The sequence below is a fragment of the Actinomadura logoneensis genome, assembly GCF_003428695.1.
Classification (GTDB): Bacteria; Actinomycetota; Actinomycetes; order Streptosporangiales; family Streptosporangiaceae; genus Spirillospora; species Spirillospora logoneensis.
The window spans coordinates 1-7,784 of sequence record NZ_QURH01000938.1 but is presented as its reverse complement, the minus strand read 5'-3'; the positions used below and the strand labels follow the sequence as shown (position 1 = coordinate 7,784).

Genomic DNA, 7,784 nt, shown 5'->3' with positions numbered 1-7,784 from the left:
CGGGCCGCGCCGGGCGCCCCCGACGGGCCCAGCGTGGAGAGGTCGACCATGCCGTCCGGCAGCGGCGCGCCCTGCGGCGGGGCCGGACGGAACTCGCGCTCGGCCGGCGTCGTCGGCGGATGCCCCGCCAGCCGCTCCGGCAGCGTCCGCGCGACCTCCACCAGGTTCACGCCGCGGGCGTGCGCCACCAGCAGGACCAGGCCGAACACCGTCAGCACCGCCACCGCGTCCGTCGAGACCCCCGAGCCGACCACGCTGAGCAGCACGCTCGCGCCGAGCAGCAGCCCGAGGACGGTCAGCACGCCGGCCGCGTCGAAGCGGCGGCGGAACAGCCGCTCCGCCACCGACATGCCGTCCGGACGGTCCGGCATGAACAGCGCGGCGAGGATGTAGAGCAGGATGCCCTGGCCGTGCGCCAGCGTCAGCACGCCGAACCCGACCCGGTACACGACCGGGTCCACGCCCGTCCGGAGGCCCAGGCCGGAGCACACCCCGGCGAGGAACCGCCCCTCGGTGTGCCGTGCCAGCCGGGGGAGCCCTCCCGCCGGCGGCGGCACGGCGGCGTCCTGCCGCTGATCGCTGTCCATGCCGTCCATGGTGGCCCCCCGCGTCCCCCGCGCGGTATCGGGGACGCCCCTGAGCCGACCCTGAGGACGGCGGTGGGGGATGTCCCGGATGGCGCATCCGTCCCGGTCGTGTGACCATCGGTGACGTGGGAGAACGCGACGAGAGTGGGGCGGGCGGCCCGTCCGTCCCGGGACGGGCGCGGCTGGAGCGCGCGCGGCGGGGCCGGCTGGTCGCCGGCGTGTGCCGCGGCCTCGCCGAGCACCTCGGCATCGACGCGGTGCTGGTGCGGGCCGCGTTCGTCCTGCTCACCGTCGCCGGGGGCATCGGCGTCGCCGCCTACGGCGCGTTCTGGGTGCTGGCCTCGCCGCCGCCCGCCGAGCCCGCGCTCGCCGAGGGCGCGGCCAAGCCGCCGCGCGACTGGCGGCAGCTGCTGGCCTACACGGCGGTCGCGGGCGGCCTGTCCGTCCTGACCTGGGGCGCGGGCTTCACCGAGGTCGCCCTGTGGCCGTTCGTCGCGGGCGCGATCGGCGCCGCGATCCTGTGGCAGCAGGCCGACCGGGACCAGCGGCAGCGCTGGGTCCTGCCGCTGCGCCGCCGCTGGTGGCGGACCGTCCTCGGGCTGCTGCTGGTGGTCGCGGGCATCGGCGGTTTCGTGGTCCGCAACGTGGACGCCGCGCAGGCCCGCTCGGTGGTCATCGCCATGCTGGTGATCGCGACCGGCGTCGCGGTGATCGTGACGCCCTGGGTCGTCCGGCTCTGGCAGGACCTGGAGGCCGAGCGGCACGAGCGGATCCGCTCCCAGGAACGCGCCGAGCTGGCCGCGCACATCCACGACTCGGTGCTGCACACCCTCACCCTGATCCAGCGCAACGCCCGGGACGCCGACGAGGTGCAGCGGCTGGCCCGGTCCCAGGAACGCACCCTGCGCGCCTGGCTCTACCAGCCGAAGCCCGAGGAGGGCGGCACCTTCGCGAGCGTCGTCAAGGACGTCGCCGGGGAGGTCGAGGACGAGCGCGGCGTGCAGATCGAGGTCGTCGTGGTCGGCGACTGCCCGCTGGACGAGCGGGTCGGCGCGATCGTCCAGGCCGCCCGGGAGGCGATGGTCAACGCCGCCAAGTACTCCGGGACCCGGAGCGTGTCGGTGTTCGCCGAGGTCGAGGGCGACGACGTGACGATCTTCGTCCGCGACCGGGGCAAGGGCTTCGACCTGGACGCCGTCCCGGCGGACCGGATGGGCGTGCGAGGATCCATCATCGGACGTATGGAGCGCCACGGCGGCCGGGCGGAGGTCCGCACGGCCCCGGGCGAGGGCACCGAGGTGCGTTTGGAGATCACGAGGCAATGAACGGCTCCCCGCTGCGCAGGGTCGTCCTGGTGGACGACCACCAGATGTTCCGGACCGGTGTGAAGGCCGAGCTGGGCACGTCGGTCGAGATCGTCGGCGAGGCGGGCGACGTGGACGAGGCGGTCGCCGTCATCCGCGCCACCACGCCCGACGTGGTGCTGCTGGACGTCCACCTGCCGGGCGGCGGCGGCATCGAGGTGCTGCGCCGGCTGACCGGCGCGGTGCCGTCCCGGTTCCTGGCGCTGTCGGTGTCGGACGCCGCCGAGGACGTCATCGGGGTCGTCCGGGGCGGTGCCCGCGGCTACGTCACCAAGACCATCTCCGGGCCGGAGCTGACCGACGCGATCGACCGCGTCGCCGAGGGCGACGCGGTGTTCTCGCCGCGGCTGGCCGGGTTCGTGCTGGACGCGTTCGCCGCCACCGACGTCCCGTCGGTGGACCCCGAGCTCGACCAGATCACCCAGCGGGAGCGGGACGTGCTCCGCCTGATCGCGCGCGGCTACGCCTACAAGGAGATCGCCAAGGAGCTGTTCATCTCGGTCAAGACGGTCGAGACCCACGTCAGCAGCGTGCTGCGCAAGCTCCAGCTCTCGAACCGGCACGAGCTGTCCCGCTGGGCCGCCGCCCGCCGCCTCGTCTGAACCCCGGTCCCGCGAGGCGGCGGACCGGCCGGGCTCAGTAGTCCTTGAGGGTGATCGCGTTGGTCATGACGGCGAAGTCGCCCTCCAGGGCCGCGCCCGCCTCGCCCATCCACTCGGCGATGTCGGCGCTGTCCGTCGGCGGGACGTCGCGCAGCGCGAACGCCTGGTTGGCCTTCACCCACTCGCGCAGGTCGTCCTCGTAGACGGCGAACGCCTTCCCGTGGTCGCCGCCCGCGGCCTTCAGCTCGCCCGCCAGGACGTACGCGCCGACCATCGCCATGCTCGTGCCCTGCCCGGACGCCGGGGACCCGCAGTACCCGGCGTCGCCGAGCAGCACGACCCGGCCCTTGGACCAGCGGTCCAGGTGGATCTGCGCGAGCGCGTCGAAGTGGAAGTCCGGCGCGTCCCACATGTGCTCCACGAGCCGGGGGATCTCCCAGCCCGCGCCCTCCAGGCCCGCCGCGACCAGGCGCTTCTGCTCCTCGACGTCGCGCGGGACGACCGCGCCCGGGTCGGTGAACATCGCGTAGGCGCGCAGCTCGGTGTTGTCCCGGACGGTCATGACCATCGCGCCCGTCGAGCCCCCCGGGCCGGTGAAGCAGCCGATCTGCCACCGGTCGAGCCCGAGGACGTTCGGCATCGTCCACACGGCGACCGCGGTGGACAGGATCGGGGTGTACCCGGCGTCCGGCCCGAAGACCAGCCGGCGCGTGGTGGAGCGGACGCCGTCCGCGCCCACCACCACGTCGAACGTCCGCGGTTCCCCCTTCTCGAACGTCACCCGGGCGCCGTCCGGGCCGTCCTCGATGTGCGCCACGCTGTCGCCGAAGACGTACTCGACGCCGTCCCCCGTGGCGGCGAGGATGATCTTCGACAGGTCGTCGCGGAGGATCTCCACGTCGGGGGAGTCGAGCGGGCCGCCGCTGAGCGTCCGCTCCTCGCTGCGGTGGACCTCGTTGCCCTCCCCGTCCACGATCGACATCCCGCGCAGGTTCGTCGCGTGCGCCCGAATTTGGTCCAGCACGCCCATCCGCTCGGCCACCCCGAGCGCCGAGCCGCGCACGTCGATGGCCTGGCCGCCCCTGCGGAACCCGTCCGCCCGCTCGACCACCGTCACCTCGAAGCCGTACCGGTCCAGCCAGTACGCCAGTGTCGGACCGGCGATGCTCGCCCCCGAGATCAGCACCTTCGTCATGGTCACGTCCCCTTTCCTGAGGTCCGCGACCAGCGTGCCGGGGCGGCCTGACGGGGCGGTGAGCGCGCGCTGAGCCCCGCTGACGGGCCGCTGACAGGGCGCTGAGACTCAGAGGTGGCCGGGGCAGCCCGGCCGGCAGCGCTCGCAGTGCCGGGCGACGCGGCGGGCGAAGTCGTCCAGCATCCGGCGCAGCAGCGCGGCGGCGATCGCGCCCGTCCCGGGGATCAGCGGGACGATCTCCGCGCTCCACCGGATCACCGTGTTCTCGCCGCTCGGCGCCAGCCGGACGTCCGCGCGGTAGTGCCGTATCGGGAGCCCCGACTCGGCGACGTAGGCGTAGTGGCCGGGCCGCTCGAAGGTGACGACGCGCTCCTTGGCCGGGCCGATCCGGCGGACGGCCCCGACGCCGTCCGGCTCCTTCTCACCCGCCCGGACGCGCCGCGACGGGAAGGGGAACCGGTCCCAGATGTCCCAGGCCTCCGCGACGGCCAGGTGCTGGAAGACCAGCTCGGGCGGCGCGGCTGCTGTGGCGGTGGCGGCGAAACGGCGGACGGACATGCGGCGGCTCCCGGGACGGCGGTGCACCCAACGTAGTCAGGCCGTCCGGGCCCCGACAACACCGGCCGCGCGGCGCCCACCGGAGCGGAAGACCCGCCCGGTGGACACCGCGCACCGGCTCGGAAGGAGCCGAGCGTCGGCCCGGAAGCCGCCGCGTCGGTCCAGCCCGCGCCGGTTCAGAAGGCGCCGCGCCGGTTCAGAAGGAGAGGACGGCGTCCAGCAGTCGTTCCTGGAAGGCGGCGACGTCGGAGCCGACCGCGACCCGCACCGGCCGCCGGGTGTCGGACGCGGGCAGGGAGCGGGCGTCCCAGACCGTCGTCCCGCGCGTCAGCTCGCCGCGCAGCTCCACCCGGACGGGGCGCTCGACGTACTCGCCGAGGTCCGGTTCGAGCGCGAGCAGCGCCGCCAGCGCGTCGTGGACGACCGCGCCGCGCCGCTTCAGCGTCGGGGTGTAGGCGTCGGCGTACCACTCCATGATCTGCGAGGCGAACCGCGCGACGGAGGAGTCGTGCGCGGCGAGCCGGGCCAGCCAGTCCGCGCCGACGGCGGTCGGGTGGGTGGCGTCCAGCGGGACGAGGACGACCGGCCAGTCCGCCGCGAACACCAGGTCGGCGGCCTCGGGGTCGTGCCAGATGTTCGCCTCGGCGTGCGTGGTGATGTTGCCGGGGTGGTCGAACGCGCCGCCCATGACGACGACCTCGCGGACCAGCGACGGCAGCTCGGGGTCCAGCAGCAGCGCGGCGCCGAGGTTGGTCAGCGGCCCGGTCGCGATGACCGTCAGCTCACCGGGGTTCTCGCGCGCGAGCCGGACCAGTTGCGCCGGGGCGGGCTCGCCGGTCGGCGTGCCCGCGGGGTCGGGCAGGTCGAGGTCGGCGAGGCCGTTGGAGCCGTGCCAGTCGACCGCGTAGTGGACGTCCTGCGCCATCGGACGGTCCGCGCCGACGGCGACCGGCACGTCGTGGAACCCGGCGAGCTCCAGCACGCGCAGGGTGTTCAGCGCGCCGGTCGCCGAGTCGACGTTGCCGTGCACGGTGCCGACGCCGACGAGCTCGGCGTCCCCGGCGCGCACGCGGGCGGCCAGGTAGAACAGCATCATCGCGTCGTCGATGCCGGTGTCGCAGTCGAAGAGGATTTTCGGGCGGGTCAAGCGGTCTCCTGAAGGCACGCGGAACCGCGCGAGCGGTTCCGAAGGGGGGTGTTGTGAGGGTGGTGCGAAGGGGACGCGGGCGGATCAGGCCGTGTCGACGACCTGGAACGACTCGGCCAGCCGTCCCTCGCCGAACCCGGCGGCGACGCCGTTCGCGCCCAGCCAGCCGCGCAGCATGGTCTCCAGGCCGTCGCCCATGTGCGCGGTCTGGGTGGCGTGGGCGCGCAGGCACGCCAGCTTGCGGTCGAACTGGTCGGTGATGTCGACGTAGTGGTCCGGGGTGGGGCCGCCGGACAGCCACACCTCGCGCGCCGTCCACGCCTCCAGGCCCTCCTCGCGCAGCTCCGGGAAGGCGTAGGGGTTGCGCGCGTCGGGGTAGACGGCGTCCAGGGTCGCGCCGCCGACGACCCGGTGGTCCGGGTGGCTCGGGGCGATCCGCTGGTAGTTGCGCTCCGGGCTGTGCGTCAGCACCCGGTCGGGCCGCACCTGCCGGATCACCCGCGCGATGTCGCGGCGCAGGCCGAAACCGGGTTCGAGGCGTCCGTCCGGGTAGCCGAGGAACCGCACGTCGCTCACCCCCGCGGCCTCGGCCGCCGCGCGCTGCTCCTTGCGGCGCAGCTCGGCCATCTCCGCGCGGGTGACGCCGTCGTCGAACCCGCCGGCGTCGCCGTCGGTGACGATCAGGTAGGTGACCTCGACGCCCGCGTCCGTCCAGGACGCGATCGTCCCGGCGGACCCGAAGTCCACGTCGTCCGGGTGGGCCAGCACGGCGAGCACCCGGTTGATTTCGCTCAGATCCAGGACAGTCCTCACAAGGTCACCATAAACGTCTGGATCGCGGCCTGGGACGGCCCGGTCCGCCGGGGGTAGAGCAGAGTCATGCGCAAACTCATCAACGCCCCGTCGGACGTGGTCGCCGACGCCCTGCGCGGGCTCGCCGCCGCGCATCCCTCCCTGCGGGTGGACCCGGAGGCCCGGACGGTCGTCCGCGCGGACGCGCCCGTCACGGGCAAGGTCGCCCTGGTGTCCGGGGGCGGCTCCGGGCACGAGCCGCTGCACGCCGGTTTCGTCGGTTTCGGGATGCTGGACGCCGCCGCGCCCGGGGAGGTCTTCACCTCCCCGACGCCCGACCAGATCCTCGCCGCCACGCTCGCCGTCGGCGGCGAGGCCGGGGTCGTCCACCTGGTCAAGAACTACACGGGCGACACCCTGAACTTCAAAATGGCCGCCGAGCTGGCCGACGACGAGGACGTGCGGGTCGAGCGGGTGCTGCTGGACGACGACGTGGCGGTCGTCGACAGCACCTACACGGCCGGGCGGCGCGGCACCGGCGCGACCCTGTTCGCCGAGAAGATCGCGGGTGCGCTGGCCGAGGAGGGCGCGCCGCTGGAGGCCGTGGCGGGCGTCGCGCGGGAGGTGAACGAGCGGTCCCGGTCGTTCGGGGTGGCGCTGTCGCCGTGCACCGTCCCGGCGGCGGGCCGTCCGACGTTCGAGCTGGCGGACGGCGAGATGGAACTGGGCGTCGGGATCCACGGTGAGCCGGGCCGGGAGCGGGTCAAGGCCGGGACCGCCAGGGAGATCGTGGACGCCTCGCTCGCCGCGATCGACGCCGACATGCCGCTCGCCGGGCAGGAGCTGATCGTCCTGGTGAACGGGATGGGCGGGACGCCCCTGATCGAGCAGTACATCGCGGCCGGAGCGGTCTCCGACTGGCTGGCGGGCCACGGCGCGACGGCCGTCCGCACCCTGGTCGGCCCCTACGTGACGAGCCTGGAGATGGCGGGCTGCATGGTGTCGGTGTGCCGGGCCACCCCCGACCTGCTCCGCCTCTGGGACGCCCCGGTCGAGACCCCGGCGCTGAGGTGGGGCCGATGAGCGGGACCTTCACGGCCGCCGACGCCGCCGCCTGGATCCGCCGCGCCGCCGAGCTCGTCACCGCCGACGCCGACCGCCTGACCCGGCTGGACGCCGCGGTCGGCGACGGCGACCACGGCCTCAACCTGGACCGGGGCCTGGCCGCCGCCGTCGCGGCCCTGCCCGCCGACGCCCCGCCCGGACGCGTCCTGATGGCGGCCGGGAGGGCGGTCGTCTCCAAGACCGGCGGCGCGTCCGGCCCCCTCTACGGGACGGCCCTGCGCCGCGCGGGCAAGTCCCTCGGCGACGCGGCCGAGGCGTCCGCCACCCAGCTCGGCGAGGCCCTGGCCGCCGCCGTCGCCGGGGTGCGGGAGCTCGGCGAGGCCCAGGTCGGCGACAAGACCATGCTGGACGCCCTGACCCCGGCCGCCGCGGCGTTCGCCGAGGCCGCCGACGCCGGACGCGGCGTCGCCGGGG

9 protein-coding genes are annotated in these 7,784 nt (G+C 74.8%); 4 read left to right on the top strand and 5 right to left on the bottom strand.

The window, feature by feature from the left end:
• Nucleotides 1-587: PspC domain-containing protein (locus DZF91_RS31680; RefSeq protein WP_158588096.1), on the bottom strand; the 587-nt coding region annotated here is incomplete at its 3' end.
• Between the two features lie 125 nt (nucleotides 588-712).
• On the opposite strand from DZF91_RS31680, the gene DZF91_RS31675 reads away from it, so the two are divergent.
• Nucleotides 713-1,912, top strand: coding sequence for an ATP-binding protein (locus DZF91_RS31675; protein ID WP_199487030.1), 1,200 nt, complete (start codon nucleotides 713-715; stop codon nucleotides 1,910-1,912).
• Entirely contained in the window at nucleotides 1,909-2,553 is a 645-nt protein-coding gene (locus tag DZF91_RS31670) for a LuxR C-terminal-related transcriptional regulator (RefSeq protein ID WP_117360738.1), read from the top strand. Before DZF91_RS31675 ends, DZF91_RS31670 begins: the two co-directional genes overlap by 4 nt.
• Nucleotides 2,554-2,587: 34 nt before the next feature.
• Here DZF91_RS31670 and DZF91_RS31665 read toward each other — a convergent pair whose 3' ends face one another.
• From DZF91_RS31665 to DZF91_RS31650, 4 genes are all read right to left on the bottom strand, one after another.
• Nucleotides 2,588-3,748, bottom strand: coding sequence for an FAD-dependent monooxygenase (locus DZF91_RS31665; RefSeq protein ID WP_199487031.1), 1,161 nt, complete (start codon nucleotides 3,746-3,748; stop codon nucleotides 2,588-2,590).
• 108 nt (nucleotides 3,749-3,856) lie between these two features.
• The gene (locus tag DZF91_RS31660; RefSeq protein WP_117360736.1) at nucleotides 3,857-4,306 is read right to left on the bottom strand and encodes an SRPBCC family protein; all 450 of its coding nucleotides are present in this window, start codon (nucleotides 4,304-4,306) and stop codon (nucleotides 3,857-3,859) included.
• 196 nt (nucleotides 4,307-4,502) lie between these two features.
• Nucleotides 4,503-5,453, bottom strand: a complete 951-nt coding sequence (locus DZF91_RS31655; protein WP_268915992.1) for a nucleoside hydrolase — start codon at nucleotides 5,451-5,453, stop codon at nucleotides 4,503-4,505.
• A gap of 84 nt (nucleotides 5,454-5,537) precedes the next feature.
• Nucleotides 5,538-6,266 (bottom strand): PIG-L deacetylase family protein, encoded by a 729-nt coding sequence (locus tag DZF91_RS31650; protein ID WP_235834703.1) that lies wholly within the window; start codon nucleotides 6,264-6,266, stop codon nucleotides 5,538-5,540.
• Nucleotides 6,267-6,332: 66 nt separating this feature from the next.
• Here DZF91_RS31650 and dhaK point away from each other — a divergent pair, with 66 nt between their 5' ends.
• Together dhaK and DZF91_RS31640 are read left to right on the top strand one after the other, a co-directional pair.
• Nucleotides 6,333-7,328 (top strand): dihydroxyacetone kinase subunit DhaK, encoded by a 996-nt coding sequence (gene dhaK / locus DZF91_RS31645; protein WP_117360734.1) that lies wholly within the window; start codon nucleotides 6,333-6,335, stop codon nucleotides 7,326-7,328.
• Nucleotides 7,325-7,784: DAK2 domain-containing protein (locus tag DZF91_RS31640; protein ID WP_117360733.1), on the top strand; the 460-nt coding region annotated here is incomplete at its 3' end. The genes dhaK and DZF91_RS31640, both read left to right, overlap by 4 nt.

Bases quoted from the DNA above. Each gene is read 5' to 3' on its own strand.
- DZF91_RS31660 (WP_117360736.1), bottom strand. From the start codon at position 4,306: ATGTCCGTCCGCCGTTTCGCCGCCACCGCCACAGCAGCCGCGCCGCCC.
- dhaK (WP_117360734.1), top strand. From the start codon at position 6,333: ATGCGCAAACTCATCAACGCCCCGTCGGACGTGGTCGCCGACGCCCTG.
- DZF91_RS31665 (WP_199487031.1), bottom strand. From the start codon at position 3,748: ATGACGAAGGTGCTGATCTCGGGGGCGAGCATCGCCGGTCCGACACTG.
- DZF91_RS31670 (WP_117360738.1), top strand. From the start codon at position 1,909: ATGAACGGCTCCCCGCTGCGCAGGGTCGTCCTGGTGGACGACCACCAG.